We start from the raw sequence: 18,904 nt of genomic DNA, 5'->3' as shown, positions 1-18,904 counted from the left end.
CATTGAAAGGGAGTTTATATGCCACCCCCCGCGATAATTTCTGATGCGGCGTTCGCAACAGAAGCAGCGACAGCCTCCGGTCTGCGTAGTGACTATCAACGTGAACATCATCTAACACAATTGCGCTTGCGCGGTGAAAAAGTACGCTTGCTGTACGACAATCTTTGGCAGCCTGTGTTAAGCAGCGTGGTTGCCGGGGGGCTATTGGTCGCCGCGATGTGGCCGGTGGTGGACGCTAGCGTGTTAATTGGCTGGTTTATAGCGCTTACCGCGATTTCTGGTCTTCGTTTGTTGCTTGCACAGCGCTTTATGCGTTTACCGGCTGCGCACCAACAGCACCGCCGCTGGTTGGGTTGGTTTGCTGTCGGCGCAATTACGTCTGGTTGCGTCTGGGGAGCAACAGGCCTTTTACTCTTTAGTAATGACCATCCAGAGCAAATCGCGGCGCTTTCGATCGTTTTAGCGGGTATTTCTGCTGGGGGCGTTACTACGCTTTCTTCGGTTTGGTGGGTATCGATAGGGTTCGTGATACCAATTTTGCTGCCTCTGAAATTGCAATTTTTACTGCAGGGATCACCACTCTCTGTTTTGATAGGATTAATGCTGGTGCTTTTTTTAGGCTTGATTGCCACCACTAGCCGCCGTTTTAGTCGCACTATTCACGACAACATTGCACTGCGAGTAAGCATGGCCTCGCGAGAAGCGCAGCTACGCGAAAGTGAAAATCGCTATCGCTCTATTTTTCAGCACTCTCCGCTCGGTGTTTTACACTTTGATGAGCAAGGCACTATTACTGACTGTAACAACAAGTTGTTAGTTATTTTAGGCGTGGGACGTGCACAGCTTATTGGCTACCGAATGCTGGCCCGTTCGGCAGATCATGATGTCGCGCAAGCAGTTAATGATGCATTAGAAAAAGGCACGGGCTATTACGAAGGTACTTATCGACTGCCTAGAGCAACGGAAGGTATACCGTTAAGGGCGTTTTTTAACGGAGTGCTGAGCGCCAGTAACCAAATGATTGGCGGGGTGGCAATTATCGAAGATTTTACTGAGCGCAAGCGCAACGAAGCGATCATATATCGTCAAGCTTATTATGATGCCTTAACCGATTTACCTAATCGACGACTATTTATTGAACGTTTAGAAAGCCTGTGTAATGAGCAGCGCAGTGAGCAGCGCTATGGATTGGTGATGTTTTTAGATATGGATCGTTTCAAGTTGATTAACGATACCATGGGTCATGCGGCAGGCGATGATTTATTAGTGCAGGTGGCACGGCGCTTAGAGCTATGCTTAAAAGAAGAGGACATGGCAGCCCGCCTAAGCGGTGATGAGTTCGTACTGCTAGCGTTATTTGAAGAGGTTTCTTCAGAGCAGTTGGATGAGCAAGCTGAGCGTTATATGCGTAATGTTCAGCAGGTATTATCAGAACAGTACCGACTGGAGAGCCGGTGGTTAACGGTAACGCCGAGTATGGGGTATACCTGCTTTAATGCGACTGAGTGTGATCATGGTGACGTTTTAAAGCAGGCGGATATCGCTATGTATCAAGCCAAAATGGAGGGGCGGGCTCGGTTACGCCGTTACCAACCCTGGATGAGCGAAGAATTAAATAAACGCATCTCGGAATCAGTCATCACCCCATAAGCTGGCCGCTAAGCAGCAGCCACAGCGCAATTAAAGCAAAGTGTCCTGGATACCAAGCGAGCCATAGGCGGCGTGGCATAGCCAGTGCTACGGGAGGTACGCGTTGGGCGGCACCTGCTGCCAGTAATAATACTACTACGCAGGTGCCAACGGTGAACGACTTTGCCATGTCCGAAGCATTCATTTGACCGGCTATCCAAAGTGAGGGAAACGCGGCTAAACCTGCCCATAAGCGCGATTTCAGCGCGTTGCGGGTTTCGCTAAGCGCTTGCATGGCGAACATTAATAGTGGAATCAGTAGCAAACCGTTATGGCCGTACTCCACCCAGAAACCCAGTAGATACCAGACGGTTACGCCTACCGCCGCACCAAGCATTAGCCATGCTAACCCTAGCGTCTGCTGTTGATAGTGCTGCCAACCTTGGCGAACCAACGCCCCCAACGCTAGGCCGCAGGCAAGTGTGAAGCAGACGTTAAGGATAAAATCGTCAGACGTGCGTGGCATCAGCATATAAGGCAACTGAGCCACTAGACCAATGATCAGTATGCGGCGCGAGTAGCGTAATGGGTTGCGGGTATTAAACAGCCCGTGCCAGGCCACCATTGCCGCAAAGAGGGGAAAAGCGATGCGGCCAATGGACGAACCTGCCCAACCTAAGTCCCAGTCACCCGGCAACACATAACGGGTAAGGTGATCCACGGTCATGGTGAATAACGCCAGCCATTGCCCCCAGGCGGTCCAGTGTGAAGAGGGGCGCGAATCGTAAGCCGCCTCGGTGGAGACGTTTGCATTGGTTTGTTCAGCCATGAGACTTCCTTGTGAGTTTCCTTAATGGATTACAGACTCGATTTGACTGAGCAAGTTCGTTACAGGTTCAAGTGCTAAGGTGGCATAGCATGTCAACTGGGCTTTTTAGTAGCATGCTTTACTGTCGTAAATGGTTTTGCCCAATGCCCACACTTGATCAATGGCCCAGTGCTCTTCGGCAAGTACGATAAAATCGGCGTCCGTTCCTTCTACAAGCCGTCCTTTCCGGGGCAGCTTTAGCGTATCGGCAGCAGTTGTCGAGGCGCATCTTAATGCATGCTCAATACTGACATGATGCTCATTAATACATTCACCGAGCACCTCGAAGAGGCTGCTTAGTCTACCGGGTTTTAAGCCAACAAAGCGGCGCTGTTCGTCAAATTCTGGCAGCGAGGCATTGGCATCTGAAGAGAGACTTATCTGGCGGGGGTCAATACGTGCTTTCAGCGCTCTGGCAACGGCTTCTGAGGCTGGTACTTCGCCGCCTGCTAATAGCTCTGGTGTTGTGCTGGTAGTGAAGTCGATAAAGCCACCTTCACGAGCAAAGCGTAGGCCATCCTCAAATAGTTCAGCGGTACGATTGATGTGGGTAGGGTAGAACTGTGCAAGCGGAATCGCGCTATGTTTAGCAACGTTGCGAAGTGGTTCCAAGTGAGTGTCGGCATCGCCCGTGTGGATGAAGACAATCCCTGATTTTCCTGCCAGCAAGCCTGCTGTTCGTGCATCCGAGGCAAGTCGCGTTAACTCTTGGGTCGTCGGTTGAGAGCCTCGATGATCGCTAATGGCGACTTCGCCCACACCAATAAACTCTGGAATATAAAGAATATCGCTAGCGATGGAGCCGGTAAGTGTTACTGGGGGAAGTTGATAAGAACCGGTATAGGCGTAGGCGGTTAAGCCCCCAGCGGCGAGTTCTCGTGCTTTACCAATTAAATTGGCGGGGGTGCGGGTTAGTGCATCGGTGCCTAGGGCGCCAATCAGCGTTGTGACGCCTGAGGCACAGGCATCTTCTAAACTGAGTTCTGCCGTTCGGTTGCCAAAACCTCCTTCACCGCCGCCACCAATATAGTGTACCAAGGGGTCGACTAAGCCAGGGATTACGCGACGCCCTTCAAGATCCACGGTGGTAATTAATGGCCCTAGATTCACCGGTTCAGACGCATCTATTACCGCGGCAATACGCTGGTCAGCGATAAGCAGATGGCAAAGACCGCGGGGTTCTGGCGAGAAAAGCTGGGCGTTTTTAACAAGAGTCAGCATGTGCTTCCCAGAGGAATCAACAGGTGGTAAATATGCGCCGACCAGCGGTCGGCGCAGAGGTCGTGCTTACAAATTGTACTTATAAGCGCACATCGTAGTTGAAGTAGCGGTTCATGATTTCATCGTAGGTGCCGTCTTCTTTTAGCGCGCTTAATGCTTCATTGAAACGCTCTGCCAAGGCTTCATCCCGCGGACGAAACGCAACACCTACCCCTTTGCCAAAGATATGCTCAGGCTGTTTGATAAAGTCACTAATACGCTGGAAATCACTCTCCGGCGTATCAATTTCAATCGCGGCTTCAGCAATTGGGTAGTCCATAAAGGTGAGGTCTAAACGCCCGGCCATCAGGTCGGTCACCACATCGTCTACGCCGGTATAGCGGCGGATTTCCAGTATGTCACCGTAAAGTTCAGTGACGTAGTTATCCTGCAGCGTTGCCCGCTGAACACCAACGGTTAGCCCTTCTAGGCTGGCGCGGTCTTCAATGTCGATGTCACGCTCTTGCGTGGTGATCCAAGCGCTGGGCGTTGTGTAATAGGCCTCTGAGAACAGCACGCGTTGGGCGCGTTCATCGGTAATCGCCATGGATGACATAATGGCGTCGTAATTACGAGCGAGAAGGCCGGGAATAATACCGTCCCAGTCCTGCTCGACCCAGGTGCAGCTTGCTTCTAGGTAATCACAAACCGCGTTACCCAACTCGATTTCAAAGCCAGTCAACGTGCCGTCTGCTTCTCGGTACATAAAGGGTTCGTAAGGGATATCGACCCCAAGACGAATCTCGTCGTAGTCCCGGGCATCAGCCTGGGGGGAAACAAAAGCCGTCGAAAAACCAACCGCGAAGATAGCGGCAAGGGGAAGCGTTGCATAACGCATAGTAGTCTCCTGAAGCGTTTTTTAGGTATTGATTACATGCCTAGCGGCGATTTTTTTATGAGCTAAAGCATGTGGGGTGCGCTAAGCGCAGGGTCGTAATGCGTTATTTCCGCATTACAAAGATCACGCGCAGGGGCGTGGAATGGCACGGGCGTGCCAAGAGGGGAAGGCTATTCGTCGAACCATTCGCTCAGATAAAAGCAGGCGATATCACCGCTAGTACCTGGGCGGAGCGCGCAAAGAGTTGGCAATTGCAACAATAATGGCGCTGAAAGAAGATAAGTGTGCATGATAGCTTCTCGCGGTATAAGCCTCCCCGGTATGGGGAGGCGTACACATGCTGCTAGCGCTTACTCTTCGCCAAAGTAGCGAGCGAAAATTTCGTCGTAAGTGCCATCTTCTTGAAGCTCTGCAAGGGCTTCATTGAATTTTTCAGCGAGTGCTTCGTCACGCTGACGGAAAGCGATGCCAAAGCCGTCACCGAAATACTCTTTTGGTTCGCTGATACGTTCGCCAATCACAACGTACTCGGCTTCTTCACTTTCTAACAGGGTGGACTGGCCGATCGGGAAGTCGAGGAACACGATGTCCAAACGCTGTGCTTCCATATCCAGCACCATGTCATCGGCGGTGGAGTAGCGGCTGATGCTGGCAACGCTGTTGAAGTTGTCAGTCACGTAGTTATCTTGCAGCGTACCGCGCTGCACACCAATCGTTTTCCCTGCGAGGGTTTCTTCATTGGCTTCACTGATGTCAAAGCCGCTTGGTGCGAACCAGGCGGACGGCATAGTGATGTAGGGGTCTGAGAACAATACCTGCTCGCGACGCTCATCGTTGATCGTCATGGAGGACATGATGGCATCGTAGTTGCGCGACATTAGGCCAGGAATAATGCCGTCCCACTCTTGCTCAACCCATTCACAGGTTACACCGATGCGCTCACAAAGTGCGTTGCCAAGATCGATATCAAAACCGGTCAGCTCACCATCGGCTGTGCGGAATTCCATTGGTTCGTAGGGCACGTCGACACCAATGCGCACATGGTCGTAATCTCGTGCTTGGGCAGAAGAGGCAGCAGCAATGGCTAAGCCAAGCACAGATACTGTTAGTAGTTTTTTCATTCTTATACTCCGTAGAAAGCAGGTTCACTAGAGTTGATCCCCTTTAACGTACCCTAGGTTGAGGCGAACGAAAAGAGGAAGCGTTGCTATGAACCAACGTTTGTTTGACGGTAAAACAAACGAGGCTGTTTTTGTCGCTAGGTACTTTTGTTATTAGATGCGTTTGTTTTCATGTACTTTTGATACTAGGTGTTTTGCGGCCGTAGGTGGGCCAGCAGCTTTTTCTCCAAGAAACGGAAGAAGTACAAAATGGCAAACGTAAGACAAAGGTAGATCGCTGCTACAAATAGGAATGCATCAAATGGCGCATAGAAACGGGCATAAACAAAGCGCGCGGCACCTGTCAGATCCATTAGCGTGACAACGCTGGCAATAGCGCTGGCATGCAGCATAAAGATGACTTCGTTGCCATAGGCGGGCAGGGCGCGACGGAAGGCACTGGGCAGAATAATACGCCGCATCATCAGGCCTTGTGACATACCGTAGGCTCTGGCTGCTTCAATTTCCCCTTTGGATGTGGCTTTGATTGCCCCGCGGAAAATTTCGGTGGTATACGCTGCCGTGTTAAGCGTAAAGGCGATTAAGGCAGGGTAGAAAGCTTCCCGAAGGATGGGCCACAAAAATGTTTCCTGGATACCATCAATAAACACCACGCCATAGTAAATGATGTATAGCTGAATCAGCAGTGGCGTGCCACGAAAGACATAGGTGTAAAAGTAGATGGGTAAGCTAATCCATTTATGCTTTGAGCTGCGCATAATGGCAAGCGGTACTGCCAGCACTAGGCCCGCTACCAACGAGAGGAATACCAGTTGGGTCGTCGTGACTAGTCCTTCCCAGTAGTAGCCTAATGTGGTTGGGGTAAAAATCAGGTTGCCAGCTAGCAGGTCGTTGAACCACGCAGAAATATCCAGCATCTCACTGCCCCCCAAAGCCGATGTCGTAACGTTTTTGTAGCCGCACGAAAATCCACTCGGATACGCTAGCAATCAGCAAGTAAACTGCCGCTACAGGAAGTAGAAAAGCAAAGGGTTCATGGGTGGCCCGGGAAGCTTCTGCGGCCACGCGAACCATATCTGTCAAACCAATGACGGATACGAGTGCGGTTGTTTTGAGCAGTACCATCCAGTTGTTGGATAAGCCGGGTAGTGCGTGGCGCATCATTTGCGGAAAACGAATACGCCTAAATACCAAGGCATTGCTCATGCCATACGCTTTTCCTGCTTCGATCTGACCGTTATCAACCGCCATGAAAGCACCGCGGAAAGTTTCACCCATGTAGGCGCCAAAAATGAACCCTATGGTGATAACGCCCGCCGCAAACGCATTGAAATTAATATAGATATCGATGTCATAATTGTCATACAGCATGTCGCTAATGGCGTTAACACCGATCTGACCACCAAAGAAAAGTAGCATCATCAGCACCAAGTCCGGTACGCCGCGAATTACGGTTGTATACACCGTCGCTGTGCGTCGTAGGAACCAGTTGCGTGACATTTTAGCCGTCGCCGTTAACAAGCCAAGCACAATGGCAAGAATGAGTGATAGAACCGCTAATTGAAGTGTAACGCCCGCCCCTTCGATCAGGCGGGGGCCATAACCTTGCAAATCAAGCATGGTGTGCCTCGCTGATCAATATTTGGGGGCCAGAAATTGCTTTAAGCGCGGTGATTGCGGGTTGCCTAGCACATCAGCAGGCGCGCCAGCTTCTTCTACTAAACCTTGGTGCAGGTAAATCACTTTGCTAGATACATCTCGGGCAAAGCTCATCTCGTGAGTGACCACTACCATGGTGCGCCCTTCCTCTGCCAAGCCGTGCATTACTTTCAAAACATCGCCGACCAGTTCTGGATCAAGAGCAGACGTGGGTTCATCGAACAACATCACTTCTGGGTCCATCGCGAGCGCTCGGGCAATTGCTCCGCGCTGCTGCTGTCCTCCTGACATTTGCGCCGGGTAGGCATCAGCGCGTGCGCTTAGCCCAACCCGCTCGAGCAGTGCACGTGCGTGTTCAATAGCTTCTTTTTTGGGTTTTCCCAGAACATGAATAGGCGCTTCGATAATGTTCTCAAGCAACGTCATGTGAGCCCAGAGGTTGAAGCTCTGGAAAACCATCGACAGCTTGGCACGCATTTGCACGACTTGTTTCCAATCGGCAGGTTCGCGGCCATGTCTGGTCGTTTTAAAGCGAATCTGTTCGCCATGAACGAACAGTTCACCCTCGTCAGGTTGTTCCAATAGGTTCATACAGCGCAAGAAGGTACTTTTGCCAGACCCTGATGCACCAATGAGAGTGATGACATCACCCTTTTGAGCTTCGAGAGAGAGGCCTTTGAGAACTTCTGTATCGCCAAAGCGCTTTTTTATATTGCGCACTTCAAGGGGGGTAGGCGTATCAGCCATAACAGTGGCTCCAGTACAGGGTTGCCGCAGCAGCAACAGGTTTAAAACACGTGCTTGATAGGCGGCTGGCGCGAAAAAAGGGGCGATTCTATCAGGCCTTGTGCATATTGCGTGCTTTCCTTATGCGATTTATAAGAAAAACGTTCGTTTCAACACACATTGATAAACCTGGAAACGCCTCTACGTTATTGTTGTTAAAGCATTTTTAACAATTATTTTCTTGGTGTGGTGCGTGGGTCGTTAGCTGGCGTGAGAGGGGACAACTAGCAGTGCTGCCCGTGCACCAATCTCTACCTTTGCATTGGGAAATACCACATGCAAAGGCGTGTCCCCAACAATAAAATCACCCGCTACGCTATCTTTAGCGAGACAAGTGCCCGGCTCAAAGCGGCTGAAATTGGGGACATCTTCATCGAAACAGAGACAAAAGGTTTCTGCCTGACGCATTAGCTCGTGTTGAACTTGGAAAAACGTCATTGTGTCAGTGGGCTTTTTAGGTGGCTGCTCTCCAGCGCTAAGTGCGTTAATAAGCGTTAGCATCGGCGCTAATGCAGCCATGTCGTTTTCTCCAAAGGGCGCAACGCGGCCTAATTCGAAAGTGAAGGCTTGGGCAGCGTGGTAATGCTTACTGTAGTGAGAAAACGTCCAACTGTGCTGGTGTTGATGTAGCACCGCTTGCATATCTGCCGCTGCGAGCCATTCCCACTGCTCTGGGTTGATCATGGTTTCTGCGAAGGGCTCTACGACAAAGCGAGTGTATAGGCTACCGCGAATCGCCGTGTGTAAATCGTAGTGGAGTTTGGGAAAGGCCTGATGACGATTATAAAAACTATCTACCGCTGACATTAACTCACGTGCCCGATCAGGTTCTTGGCCTGTTTCGGTTAGTTCGCGCTGAAATAAGCGGTTGAGGTTAGTCGTGATAAATCGCTGCTGGGCTTTTAAAGCAGGCAGGTTGCCTAAAATCACTAGTATAGGTGCGCCAATGGTTATCGTGCCGGCCTCTATCGCAGATAGCCAGTTACCCAACAGTTCCACGGGGGCTGTTTCGTTACCATGTATCGCAGCAGAAAAAACACAAGCGTGAGCCGCGGGACGAACAGCCGCCGGAGTTATCTCTAAAATCCCCGGTGCATGCAATTGGTAGGTGCCGCTGCCAAAGCGGCCGGACCGCGGAGAAGGGTGTTTGTCATCGAGAGTCCAATCAAGCCATTGGCCAAGCATGAAGTTTTCCTTGAGCAGGGAGCGTCAGCTTTTTGTAATGTTGTACCTTTAACACGCTGAAGCTTAACCACAAGGGGGGACGTCGATAGCATGAAAAACGCAGGTGCGAACATGAAAATCCATCGATAAAAAAACGCTTATGCGCCGCTTTGCATAAGCGTTTTCATTTTTAGGCACTGCTAAATTAAGGCGTTTATTCTGAGCGTTGTCGCTTCATTTCTGATTGATATTGTGTCGCAAGCGATGTTTTCTGCTGCTCTTTTAGGCCACGACCTGCCAGCTGAAATACCTCCTGCTCCTCTTCATCCAGATGATGGGTGACTAAGTGCTGTAACTGTTTGGCGTGGGTTAGCCAGTTGGTTGCGCTGTAATCAGTTTCGTCGAGGAGTTCTATCATTTCATCAATTTCATGATGCTCTGCAACACTGTGGCGAGCTTTTTCTTGGGTCAGGTCGATATCCATCATGGGGATATAGAGTGAGCGTTCCTCGGCGTTGGCATGGTATTTAAGTTCGGCGCGCACTTTTTGATAGAGCTTTTCGCGCTCTTCGCTATCGCCATGGGTTTCTACCAAGCGTGACAACAGATCCCGCTGGATGTCGTGATCTTTTCGTAATGCTTCGAAAATCGTCATGCCTCTCTCCGTGGCTATTTTTCTAGCAGTAATGTTAAAAAATGAATGCAAGTGGTGTGGATGTTGAAAAGCTAGTGCTCAAGCACTGAAAGCGCAAGGTGAGGACGGGGAGTCATCGACAAAATCGAAGGAAGGCGTCGAAAACATTCGCTTTTTTCTACGCTAAGCTGAGCTATTTTGTTAATAGATTTTCACAAGCTTGAAAAAATAAGGCTCAATGCTGTTTATTAGAGCTGTCTATCAGGACTATCTATTAGTACTGTCTATTAGAGTTAGCAAACACCACAAGGAGTAAGTAATGGCAAAGGTATTAGTTCTTTATTATTCCATGTACGGACATATAGATACGCTCGCTGCTGCGGTGGCTGAGGGTGCTAAAAGTATTGATGGTGTTGACGTTACTGTTAAACGTGTTCCTGAGACTATGCCAGACGAAGCCTTCAAGAATGCTGGCGGTAAGCAGGACTTCACCACGCCAGAAGCGACGCCACAGGAGCTTGCTGACTACGACGCAATCATTTTTGGTACGCCAACGCGGTTCGGCAATATGGCGGGTCAGATGCGTACCTTCTTAGATCAAACCGGCGGGTTGTGGGCCAAGGGCGCGCTGCGCGGTAAGGTGGCTAGTGTGTTTACCTCTACCGGGACCGGCGGCGGTGATGAAATGACCATTACTTCCACTTGGACAACGTTAGCCCATCACGGCATGGTGATTGTGCCGATTGGTTATGGTATTGAAGAGCAGTTTGATATTTCCAAAGTGAGCGGTGGAACACCTTATGGCGCGGCCACGCTTGCCGGTGGCGACGGCTCGCGGCAGCCAGATGATCGTGAACTGAAAATTGCCCGTTTCCAAGGTAAGCATGTCGCAGAAATTGCTGCGAAGCTGGCGAGCTAACGCCCGGCTGCCAACACGCTTGAAACGCAATGCCTCACTGTTTTTACAGTGAGGCATTTTTGGTTAGCCGCTAATACGTTCAGCAATCGCTTGGCCTAGGCTTAGTGTATTGCCCAGCCCGCCAATATCTCGTGTGAGCACTTGGCTATTGCCTTCGCTCAACACGTCTTCAATAGCGTTTACCATCGCATCAGCCGCTGCGTGATGACCCAGGTGCTCCAGCATCATGGCACCGGACCAGATTTGGCCAATGGGGTTAGCAATTCCTTTGCCTGCGATGTCTGGTGCGCTGCCGTGAACCGGCTCAAACAAGCTGGGGAATGTGCCTTCAGGGTTGATATTAGCAGAGGGAGCTATGCCAATAGTGCCCGTGCAGGCGGGGCCAAGGTCTGAAAGAATATCGCCAAACAGGTTACTGCCAACCACCACATCAAACCAATCTGGATGCAGCACAAAGTTAGCGGTTAGGATATCAATGTGAAACTTATCCACTGCAATGTGGGGATACTGCTTGGCCATTTCAGCAACACGCTCATCCCAGTAGGGCATAGTGATTGAAATGCCGTTGGATTTGGTGGCCGAGGTGAGCTTTTTACGCGGGCGGGTTTGGGCAAGGTCAAACGCATACTTCAGAACTCGGTCGACGCCGACTCGGCTCATCACCGTCTCTTGAAGAACAATTTCACGCTCGGTGCCTTCAAACATTTTGCCGCCGACACTTGAATACTCGCCTTCGGTGTTTTCGCGGACTACGTAAAAGTCGATATCGCCTGGCTCGCGGCCCGCTAATGGACTTTTGATGCCGGGCATGAGTTTGCAGGGACGCAGGTTGATGTACTGATCAAATTGGCGGCGAAACTGTAGCAACGAGCCCCACAGTGAAATATGGTCGGGCACTTTGTCGGGCCAGCCGACGGCACCGTAAAACAGCGCATCAAAATCCTTGAGCTGCTCGAACCAGTCGTCGGGCAGCATTTTGCCGTGCGCTTGATAGTAGTCACAGCTGCCAAATTCAAACGTTGTGAATGCTAGGTCAATGTTGAAACGCTTTGCGGCAGCTTCCAGGGCGCGAATGCCTTCGGGCATGACTTCGGTGCCAATACCGTCGCCAGCGATGACTGCAATGCGGTGGGCCATAGTGGCTCCTTCTGTGATTAGCGTTCGGGGCAGGTTTGATCTTGTACGACGTCAATCAATTCATTAGTGGGGAAATTAAGCTCGGCTGCGCGCTGGCGTAGTCGCTCTTCCACCGCGCTTTCCATGACTGGTGTACGCGAGAGAATCCATAGGTAATCGCGGTTGGGGCCTGATACCAGCGCCCACTGATAATCTTCATCCAGTTCTAAAACGTTATAGCCGCCATAAAAAGGGCCAAAGAAGCTGACTTTTAACCGCCCGATGTTTTCTTCGTCAATAAAGTAGGCGCGGCCTTCAGCTTCATTCCACTCTTGCTCTGTGACGTTGTAGCCCCGGTTGATAACGCGTACACCGCCATCGTCACGTAGGCTGTAGCTAGCCGTTACGCAGTCTAAGTCTCGTTCAAAGGAGTGATCCAGGCGGGCGATTTCATACCACTGACCCAGATAGCGGTTAAGTTCAAAACCTGTGACAGGCTCGGTGCCGTCAGGAATGCCGGTGCAGCCAGTTAATACAAGGCTGCTGAAGGCTATTAGCCCAACGATTTTCCCCACTTTCTTCTTTGGTGTTTGGGCGGAAGTGAGCATTACAGGCTCCTAATGACTGCATGATATATAAGTGTTAAATCTATCAGTATGGCGAAATAAGCGCTATTAACGGTTTCTTTTGAAGGTGCTATTGCCGGAAGGAAGTGAAAATAGGCTATGGTATTTCTGTACCGAATAAGCCCTTACAATAGCTACAACAAAGGAGTGTTTATGTGGCATCAACAAGAGATTCACTTACCCGAAATGTCTAGGGGCTTTCATCTAATCACGGATGAGGTAGCCAGGGCGCTGCCATGCTTGGCCGAATGCAGTCAAGGGCTACTGCACCTACAGTTAATGCATACCTCTGCCTCACTTACGCTAAATGAAAACTCCGATCCTGATGTCCGTCACGACCTGGATGCCTTTATTCGCCGATTAGTGCCTGAAGAGCTGAGCTATTTTCGCCACACCCTTGAAGGCCCTGATGATATGCCTGCCCATGTTGCATCAAGCTTGCTGGGCACTCAGCTTACGCTAGCCGTACGTGACGGTCGTTTGGCGCTGGGCACCTGGCAGGGGTTGTGGTTAGGTGAGCATCGAGAGCAAGGAGGTTCGCGTCGCCTGTTGGCAACCATAAATGGCTGTGAAGCGAATTGATAATTTGATTCCTTCATCCAGGGTGCTTGCTTCCCTTGACTGAGGGTGGGCGCCAGCTCGGTAAGGTGGGTTTCGGTGAGTAAGCCTTGCTGCTGAAGCTAGCGCCACATGATACCCAGCGTTACCACTACAATGACTAACCCAATACCCTTTAGTAACGTGCGTTACATATTTCCCCGCCGCTTGTACTAAAAAAGCGAGAGCATACGTTAGAGGTGTAACAGGATGAAATTATGTTCGGCGTTTAAGCGCGGCTAATGAGACCAGTTTAGTTAGTAGTAATGGCTGTCTGATAGGAATTTTTCCATTTTTCTTGCCATTTTGGTGCAGCCGTGAAGAATGAGGCGCCTCCACTGTTTTAATAACTGTAAAAAAGGCGTGTTACCTATGGATTTTACTCTCCCTCCCTTGTTGACGGCGATGGTTGATCGCGGCAACGGGTTGCTATGGGGCAGTGTGCTGATCTACCTGCTGATCGGTGCTGGCCTCTACTTCACCATCATGACCCGTGGTATCCAAGTACGTTATTTCGGGCACATGTTCAAACTGCTGCGCAGTTCGCGTCAATCTAACGGCGGTATCTCTTCCTTTCAGGCACTTTCTACCAGTCTGGCGGCACGGGTAGGTACTGGTAACTTAGCTGGTGTGGCGGTAGCGATTTATTTTGGTGGTCCCGGCGCGATTTTCTGGATGTGGATGACCGCCATGGTGGGTATGGCGACCAGTTTTGTGGAGTCCACTCTGGCACAGGCTTATAAAGTTGATCACGGTGATAACACGTTCCGTGGTGGGCCGGCCCGCTATATTGAACGTGGACTGGGGCTGCGTTGGCTAGCGGTTCTTTTTTCAATCTGCTTGATCATCGCGTTTGGATTGGCGTTTAACAGCGTACAGGCCAACTCCATCGCCCAGGCCATGGAACAGGCATTTGCCATTCCCACCTGGGCCATGGGGTTAGTCCTGATGGCAGTGGTTGCCCCCATTATATTTGGCGGCCTAAAGTCGATTGCTAAAGTAGCTGAGTTAGTGGTGCCTCTGATGGCTCTCTTGTACTTAGTGTTGGCACTAACGGTGGTGGCGCTCAATATTAGCGACTTGCCCGCTGCCTTTATGACCATTATTAAAAGTGCGTTTGGCTTAGAGCAGGCGGCTGGCGGTGCAATGGGTTATGCCATTTCTCAAGCCATTATGAACGGTATTCAGCGAGGCCTGTTTTCTAACGAAGCAGGCATGGGGTCGGCCCCGAATGCTGCCGCGACCGCTAGCACTCGGCCAGATCATCCCGCTGCCCAGGGCTTTATTCAAATGCTGGGCGTGTTCTTAGATACCTTGGTTATTTGTACTGCTACGGCAGCTATCATCATTATGGCAGGGCCTGAGCTGCTGGCTGGCGAGGAAAACAACGGTATTCAACTTACCCAAATGGCGCTCTCTAGCCATGTGGGTGAGTGGGGCGGTATGTTTATTGCCGTCGCGATCTTGTTGTTTGCGTTTACCTCGGTGATCGCTAACTACTCTTATGGTGAATCTAATATTGAGTACTTGGCAGGGCGTCGTGCGCCTGTTGCCGTACTAATTTATCGTTTGGCAGTTCTGGGCATGGTGATGGTAGGTTCGGTTGCCAGCTTGGGTGCTATCTGGAATTTTGCCGATCTTTCCATGGGTATGATGGCAGTGATTAACTTAGTGGCTATTTTGCTGCTGTCGCCGATTGCCTTCGCACTGTTCCGTGATTACGACGCTCAATTGAAAGCGGGTCAAGAGCCTGTATTTGATCCAAGTAAATTCCCTAAATTGGCAAACAAGGTAGACCCTAACGCGTGGCCAAAGCGGAAATAACCGCTATTTTTTGACGTGATAGACGAAAGCCCCGTTACTGCGAGCACAGCAGGACGGGGCTTTTTGTTGTTTTTTAATTCGATTTTTTAGAATGAGATAGGAGAAACGTTTCGCTTTTGTTAATTGAAAAGCGCCGTAAAATAGCTTTCATTGTTCCCACTAATACGTTAGGAAATTCTCAATGACCATTCGTGCACTGCTTGTAACTTCTTCTATTCTAGGCGAAAACGGCCAGTCCAATGCGTTAGCCAACCATTTTAAAGCTAAAACGGAAGCCCACGATGTAGTGGTTACTCATCGTGATGTAGTGGCTAATGCGTTACCGCACCTTGCGATCGAAGAGCTCGGTGCATGGCAGACGCCAGCAAACGAGCGCAACGCCGATCAGCAGGCATTAGCAGCTCACTCTGACGAATTGTTGGCAGAGCTGCGGGCGAGTGATGTCCTGGTACTGGCGGTTCCGCTGTATAATTTAGGCATTCCGTCCCAGTTGAAAGCTTGGTTTGACCGCGTGCTGCGCGCTGGTGAAACCTTCCGCTACACTGAAAACGGTCCTCAGGGTTTGATTGAAGGCAAGCGTGCGATTATTTTAGCTGCTCGTGGTGGGCAGTACGCGGGGACTGAATTAGACAGCCAGACGCCACACCTAAAAGCCATGCTCGGTTTAATGGGCATTAGCGATGTGGATGTGGTCTTTGCGGAAGGGTTGAATACGGGTGACGCTCAGCGTGATGCTGCGCTGAAAGAAGCGTTCCAAGCAATCGATCAATTAGTTGAAAGACTCTAGTAACACGTTGGTTTACGCGAGATAACAATGCCACGCCCAGAACTGCTCGAACAGATTTATACCATTGTTGATCAGATTCCTGCTGGGCGGGTAACGACTTATGGGCGTATCGCGGCGATGACCGAGGGCGCCACGCCGCGCATGGTTGGCTCGGCGATGCGCCACTTACCAGAAGGGCATCAGCTTCCCTGGCATCGCGTCATTGCCGCGTCGTTAAAGCTTGCCGACCACGGCGGTGCTGACCGTCAACATCAGAAATTGCGTGATGAAGGCGTTATGTTTGATAGCAAAGGGCGTGTGCCTGCTCACCTTGTCTGGCCGGATTGAGCCTGAAGCGCTTTAAATATAACGCCGCCCAACTATTGAGAGTCAGTTCATTCGACGGCGTTGTTGGTTTACTCTTCCAGATTAGCCCCGGACTTCCAGGACCAGTCGCGCCAGCGTAGATCAAATAGATCTTTGCGGCGATCTTTCAGGTTGGTTACTGAGCCCTCGGCACGTACAACAGTAAGGCGAGTCAGGTCCAGGTCTGAGAAGAAGATCATTTCAGTGTTAGGCGTGGTTTCCGCCAGCACTGCATCGTGGGGGAAAGCGAAGTCAGACGGAGAGAACACGGCTGATTGGGCATACTGGATATCCAGGTTCTCAATCGAAGGTAAGTTGCCGACGCTGCCACACAGTACTACGTAGCACTCGTTTTCAATGGCTCGAGCTTGGGCACAGTGGCGTACCCGCAGATAGCCGTTTTTGGTATCTGTCCAGAAGGGTACAAATAGAATATCCATATCCTGATCGGCTAGTAGACGGCCAAGTTCAGGGAACTCAACGTCATAGCAAATCAAAATGCCCACGCGGCCTGCGTCGGTGTCGAAGACCTGCAAATTATCACCCCCTTCAATCACCCAGTCGCGGCGCTCTTGGGGGGTGATATGCAGCTTCGACTGCTTTTCGATTTCGCCGTCCCGGTGGAACAAGTAGGCAATATTGTATAGTCGGTCATCGTCACCGACTTCAATCATGGAGCCACCGACGATGTTGATGTTATACGACACCGCCATCCGCGAAAGCTCGGTTTTAAAACGCTCAGTGAAGCCTGCCAAAAAACGAATCGCGCCCATTTGATCCTGCTGGGCCGAGCGGTCTTGTAGGCCCATCAATGGCGCATTGAACAATTCCGGAAATACCGCAAAGTCACTTTGATAATCTGATAATGCGTCAACAAAGTATTCAATTTGTTGAAGGGCTGCCTCCACTGAAGCGAACTCACGCATTTGCCACTGTACTGCTCCCACTCGTACCTGAGTCGGGCGGGTATCTAGCACGCTCTCAGCAGGCTCGAATAGGATGTTGTTCCACTCCAAGAGAGTGGCATAACCGCGAGACTGCTCATCTTCTGGTAGGTACTTACGCAGTAAGCGTTTTACTTGGAAATCGTTAGCTAATTGGAACGATAAAATCGGGTCGTAAATCTCTTTGCGAGAGACTTTTTCGATGTACTCTGCTGGGGTGAGTTCTTGAGCGTGCTGGTGGTACTCGGGAATGCGTCCACCTGCCAGAATGGCACGCAGGTTATGCGAGCGGCACAGCTCTTTGCGAGCTTCATATAAACGCCGACCCAAACGATAGCCGCGGTAGTCGGGGTGGATCAATACATCCAGCCCGTACATGGCATCGCCATCTTGGTCGTTAAGGATGGTTTCACGATGACCGATTAGGTCATCATATTTATGCGGGTTGGAAAACTCGTCGTAATCCACCTGAACCGTCAGCGCTACGCCCACCAGCATGCCATCGTCTTCAATGGCAATTTGGCCATCGGGAAATTCCTGGATGAGCTTATCAATAGTGTGTTTTGGCCATGAACCGCCGATGTCGTGGTACACCGCGTCCATCAGCGTTTTGAGCTGTTCGTAGTCATCGCTGGTAAGGTTGCGAAGATTAAGGTGCAGTTCTTCTAGGGACATATTCAGGGGTTCCCGGCCGTCGAATGAAGTTAGCCTATTGTATCATTGCTGAGCGCTGCTCGTTTTATCCGTCGCGGGAGTGCGCACCAGAGGGCGTGTCAACGTTTGCGCCATGATGACACCCGCCAGGATGAGTAGCCCACCCATAAAGTGGAATCCTGCCACCTGCTCCCCTAAAAACGCCATGGCAATCAGAGCACTAAATAGCGGCATCAAATTAATAAATATACTTGATTGATTCGCGCCAATTTGACGTACCGCGCGCATCCATAAAAAAGTGGTAATGATGGAGGCTGGAATGCCTGCATAAAGGATTAGCCATATATTGTGGCTATCTACTGGCGTCATAGGGCCCATTAAATAGGGCGGCAGCAGGAATAAAACCGCAAAGCAGACCTGGGCATAGAGCATTACCCAAGGAGGTAAGTTCATCGCCCAGCGCTTCAGCATTACACCGTATAGGGCGTAGCAGGTGGCGGCTACCACCATCAATGCGTCGCCAGTGGCTACCTGCAGTTGCAACAGAGATAAAGGGTTGCCTCTGCCAAGTAACACCGTTACACCAATAAACGCCAAAACACCTCCGAAAACACCGCCAAGCGTCGGCGGCTCGCGCAAAATTAGAGCACTTAACAGTACGGTGAGAAGCGGCACCATGGCAGCCAAAATACCCATATTGGTGGCAGTCGTTGTTTCCGCGGCCATATACGCTAACCCTTGCCACAGCCCCATGCCAAGCAACCCTAGCAGCGCCAGTTTCGGCCAGTGACGGCGTATTTCATCGCGATGACGTAGCACGGCAGGAAGCACAAACGGTGTCATTACCGCCAGTGCCAGCAGCCAGCGTAGAAAAGCGATACTGCTTGGCGCAATGGCACCCACTGTCAGTTGGTTAATCGTCATATTCCCTGACCAAATCAACACAGTGGCCAGTGGAGGTAAAAAGTAAATCAATGGCATAGCGCGTTCCCTTATCGTTAGCCTGGTAATGTGACGTGCTTTTGCAAGGGGAGCAAGTGCTTTGCCACAAAGGTTGATGGTTTCGCAAGGCGCCTAAAGGGTGACAGATTAAGGGGTGTAAAGGACTGTACGTGAGGCGGTGTATGTCATAC

At 50.8% G+C, this 18,904-nt stretch carries 19 protein-coding genes; 6 read left to right on the top strand and 13 right to left on the bottom strand.

Features of this window, described 5'->3' with window-relative positions; translation table 11 throughout:
* The first annotated feature begins 18 nt into the window (after positions 1-18).
* A complete protein-coding gene (locus B6A39_RS13190) occupies positions 19-1,650 on the top strand; it encodes a diguanylate cyclase domain-containing protein (protein WP_083006420.1) in 1,632 nt (543 codons plus the stop codon).
* Here the strand turns inward: B6A39_RS13190 and B6A39_RS13185 are convergent.
* The 9 genes from B6A39_RS13185 to B6A39_RS13140 form a co-directional block, all read right to left on the bottom strand.
* Complete coding sequence (locus B6A39_RS13185) at positions 1,640-2,458, bottom strand: TraX family protein (protein ID WP_083006419.1); 819 nt, start codon at positions 2,456-2,458, stop codon at positions 1,640-1,642. The two genes, B6A39_RS13190 and B6A39_RS13185, sit on opposite strands and share 11 nt — an antisense overlap.
* A gap of 105 nt (positions 2,459-2,563) precedes the next feature.
* On the bottom strand, positions 2,564-3,718 hold the full coding sequence (gene iadA, locus B6A39_RS13180) for a beta-aspartyl-peptidase (protein WP_083006417.1): 1,155 nt from the start codon (positions 3,716-3,718) through the stop codon (positions 2,564-2,566).
* 79 nt (positions 3,719-3,797) lie between these two features.
* Entirely contained in the window at positions 3,798-4,595 is a 798-nt protein-coding gene (locus B6A39_RS13175; RefSeq protein WP_083006415.1) for a transporter substrate-binding domain-containing protein, read from the bottom strand.
* Positions 4,596-4,945: 350 nt separating this feature from the next.
* Positions 4,946-5,716, bottom strand: coding sequence for a transporter substrate-binding domain-containing protein (locus B6A39_RS13165; RefSeq protein WP_083006411.1), 771 nt, complete (start codon positions 5,714-5,716; stop codon positions 4,946-4,948).
* A gap of 185 nt (positions 5,717-5,901) precedes the next feature.
* Complete coding sequence (locus tag B6A39_RS13160) at positions 5,902-6,633, bottom strand: ABC transporter permease (RefSeq protein ID WP_083006410.1); 732 nt, start codon at positions 6,631-6,633, stop codon at positions 5,902-5,904.
* Position 6,634: 1 nt separating this feature from the next.
* Entirely contained in the window at positions 6,635-7,336 is a 702-nt protein-coding gene (locus tag B6A39_RS13155) for an ABC transporter permease (RefSeq protein WP_083006408.1), read from the bottom strand.
* A gap of 15 nt (positions 7,337-7,351) precedes the next feature.
* Positions 7,352-8,122: an ABC transporter ATP-binding protein gene (locus tag B6A39_RS13150; RefSeq protein WP_083006406.1), complete on the bottom strand. Its 771-nt coding sequence runs from the start codon at positions 8,120-8,122 to the stop codon at positions 7,352-7,354.
* A gap of 240 nt (positions 8,123-8,362) precedes the next feature.
* Positions 8,363-9,346: a succinylglutamate desuccinylase gene (locus B6A39_RS13145; protein ID WP_083006404.1), complete on the bottom strand. Its 984-nt coding sequence runs from the start codon at positions 9,344-9,346 to the stop codon at positions 8,363-8,365.
* 193 nt (positions 9,347-9,539) lie between these two features.
* On the bottom strand, positions 9,540-9,980 hold the full coding sequence (locus B6A39_RS13140; protein WP_083006402.1) for a hemerythrin domain-containing protein: 441 nt from the start codon (positions 9,978-9,980) through the stop codon (positions 9,540-9,542).
* A 298-nt stretch (positions 9,981-10,278) separates the two neighbouring features.
* Between B6A39_RS13140 and wrbA the strand changes: the two genes are divergently transcribed.
* Complete coding sequence (gene wrbA / locus B6A39_RS13135) at positions 10,279-10,878, top strand: NAD(P)H:quinone oxidoreductase (RefSeq protein ID WP_083006400.1); 600 nt, start codon at positions 10,279-10,281, stop codon at positions 10,876-10,878.
* 63 nt (positions 10,879-10,941) lie between these two features.
* Here wrbA and B6A39_RS13130 read toward each other — a convergent pair whose 3' ends face one another.
* Positions 10,942-12,015, bottom strand: coding sequence for a tartrate dehydrogenase (locus B6A39_RS13130; protein ID WP_083006398.1), 1,074 nt, complete (start codon positions 12,013-12,015; stop codon positions 10,942-10,944).
* 17 nt (positions 12,016-12,032) lie between these two features.
* A complete protein-coding gene (locus tag B6A39_RS13125; RefSeq protein WP_083006396.1) occupies positions 12,033-12,602 on the bottom strand; it encodes a lipocalin family protein in 570 nt (189 codons plus the stop codon).
* A 171-nt stretch (positions 12,603-12,773) separates the two neighbouring features.
* Here B6A39_RS13125 and B6A39_RS13120 point away from each other — a divergent pair, with 171 nt between their 5' ends.
* The 4 genes from B6A39_RS13120 (at position 12,774) to B6A39_RS13105 (ending at position 16,155) form a co-directional block, all read left to right on the top strand.
* Complete coding sequence (locus tag B6A39_RS13120) at positions 12,774-13,202, top strand: secondary thiamine-phosphate synthase enzyme YjbQ (RefSeq protein ID WP_083006394.1); 429 nt, start codon at positions 12,774-12,776, stop codon at positions 13,200-13,202.
* A gap of 387 nt (positions 13,203-13,589) precedes the next feature.
* The gene (locus B6A39_RS13115; protein WP_083006393.1) at positions 13,590-15,041 is read left to right on the top strand and encodes an alanine/glycine:cation symporter family protein; all 1,452 of its coding nucleotides are present in this window, start codon (positions 13,590-13,592) and stop codon (positions 15,039-15,041) included.
* Positions 15,042-15,222: 181 nt separating this feature from the next.
* Positions 15,223-15,828, top strand: a complete 606-nt coding sequence (locus tag B6A39_RS13110) for an FMN-dependent NADH-azoreductase (RefSeq protein ID WP_083006391.1) — start codon at positions 15,223-15,225, stop codon at positions 15,826-15,828.
* 27 nt (positions 15,829-15,855) lie between these two features.
* Positions 15,856-16,155, top strand: coding sequence for an MGMT family protein (locus tag B6A39_RS13105; RefSeq protein ID WP_083006389.1), 300 nt, complete (start codon positions 15,856-15,858; stop codon positions 16,153-16,155).
* Between the two features lie 68 nt (positions 16,156-16,223).
* Here the strand turns inward: B6A39_RS13105 and B6A39_RS13100 are convergent, their stop codons facing one another.
* Positions 16,224-17,792: a carbon-nitrogen hydrolase family protein gene (locus B6A39_RS13100; RefSeq protein WP_083006388.1), complete on the bottom strand. Its 1,569-nt coding sequence runs from the start codon at positions 17,790-17,792 to the stop codon at positions 16,224-16,226.
* A 42-nt stretch (positions 17,793-17,834) separates the two neighbouring features.
* Positions 17,835-18,752, bottom strand: a complete 918-nt coding sequence (locus B6A39_RS13095) for a DMT family transporter (protein WP_083006386.1) — start codon at positions 18,750-18,752, stop codon at positions 17,835-17,837.
* Between the last annotated feature and the right edge of the window lie 152 nt (positions 18,753-18,904).

The organism is Halomonas sp. GT (assembly GCF_002082565.1).
Taxonomy (GTDB): domain Bacteria; phylum Pseudomonadota; class Gammaproteobacteria; order Pseudomonadales; family Halomonadaceae; genus Vreelandella.
The sequence above is the reverse complement of the archived record's forward strand: the minus strand, read 5'-3'. Positions and strand labels throughout refer to the sequence as shown.